Origin of the sequence: Streptomyces klenkii (assembly GCF_003626645.1) — a bacterium.
Classification (GTDB): domain Bacteria; phylum Actinomycetota; class Actinomycetes; order Streptomycetales; family Streptomycetaceae; genus Streptomyces; species Streptomyces klenkii.
The window spans coordinates 1-1,071 of sequence record NZ_RBAM01000184.1; the positions used below are offsets into that span (position 1 = coordinate 1).

The window sequence follows — 1,071 nt, forward strand, 5'->3', positions numbered from 1 at the left end:
CTGATGGGCCAGGTCCGCACGGCCGTGCACGCCACGGCCGGGGCGGCCCCGGGCGAGGTGCTGGAGCGCGCGAACCGCCTGCTGACCGACCTCAACCCCGGCCTGTTCACCAGCTGCGTCTACGTGCACCTGAACCTCCGGACCCGGCGCGCCCTGCTGGCCAACGCCGGCCACCCCCCGCCCCTCCTGCGCCACCCCGACGGGCGGGTGACCGCGCTGCGCGTGGAGCCGGGGCCGTTGCTCGGGGTGATGCCGGGGGCGGTGTACCCGGTGCTCGACGTGGACCTGCCGGCCGGGAGCGTGCTGGTGCTGTACACCGACGGGCTGATCGAGACGCCGGGCGAGGACCTGGACGCCTCGGTCGCGGGGCTGGCCCGGGCGGTGGCGGCGGTGCCGGAGGACGCGCCGGTGGACGCGCTCGCGGACGAGCTGCTGGCGGGCGTTCAGGCGCGCGTGCGGGTGCGCAACGACGACATCGCGCTGCTGGTGCTCAGCCTGGGATAGTCCGCGCGGTCGCGCCCTCCCCGGCGCGGTCCGCCGCGGAACGGCCCTCCGCCCGGTCGTAGGCCGCGCGGGCGTGCTGGACCTGGTCCATGTGCTCCTCGGCCCAGGACTTGATGGCCCTCATCAGTGGCACGAGGCCCTGGCCGAGCGGCGTCAGCGCGTACTCCACCCGCACCGGAACGGCCGGGGTGACCGTGCGCGTCACCAGGCCGTCGCGCTCCAGGTTGCGCAGGGTCTGGGTGAGCATCTTCTGGCTGACGCTGGCCAGGCGGCGGGAGAGCCGGCTGTAGCGCTGGGGGCCGTCGGCCAGGGCGTTGACCGCCAGGCTGACCCACTTGTCGGCGATGCGGTCCAGCAGCTGCCGGGTCGGGCACTGGGCGAGGAACGCGTCGTACGCCACGCGCTCCTCCGCGCGCCGCTGGGCGGCGGTCCTGGTGGGCGGCATGCGCTTCCCTCTCGTCCTCGCCCTCGGACCCGTGGGCCCGGCGGGCTCTCCGGCCGGTGACCTACGCACCTTCAGGTGCCTACTTCCCCACAGAGAGTAGCTCTTCCTAGGGTCGTGGCGAA

2 protein-coding genes are annotated in these 1,071 nt (G+C 74.9%); one reads left to right on the forward strand and one right to left on the reverse strand.

The window, feature by feature from the left end; translation table 11 throughout:
• Window positions 1-504 (forward strand): PP2C family protein-serine/threonine phosphatase (locus D7231_RS35630; protein ID WP_147449923.1); only part of this gene is annotated, 504 nt, incomplete at its 5' end.
• Here the strand turns inward: D7231_RS35630 and D7231_RS35635 are convergent.
• Window positions 491-949 (reverse strand): winged helix-turn-helix transcriptional regulator, encoded by a 459-nt coding sequence (locus tag D7231_RS35635; protein ID WP_120760538.1) that lies wholly within the window; start codon window positions 947-949, stop codon window positions 491-493. The two genes, D7231_RS35630 and D7231_RS35635, sit on opposite strands and share 14 nt — an antisense overlap.
• Window positions 950-1,071: the final 122 nt, after the last annotated feature.

Excerpts from the sequence above, each read along its gene's own strand:
- D7231_RS35635 (WP_120760538.1), bottom strand. The coding sequence starts at position 949 with ATGCCGCCCACCAGGACCGCCGCCCAGCGGCGCGCGGAGGAGCGCGTG.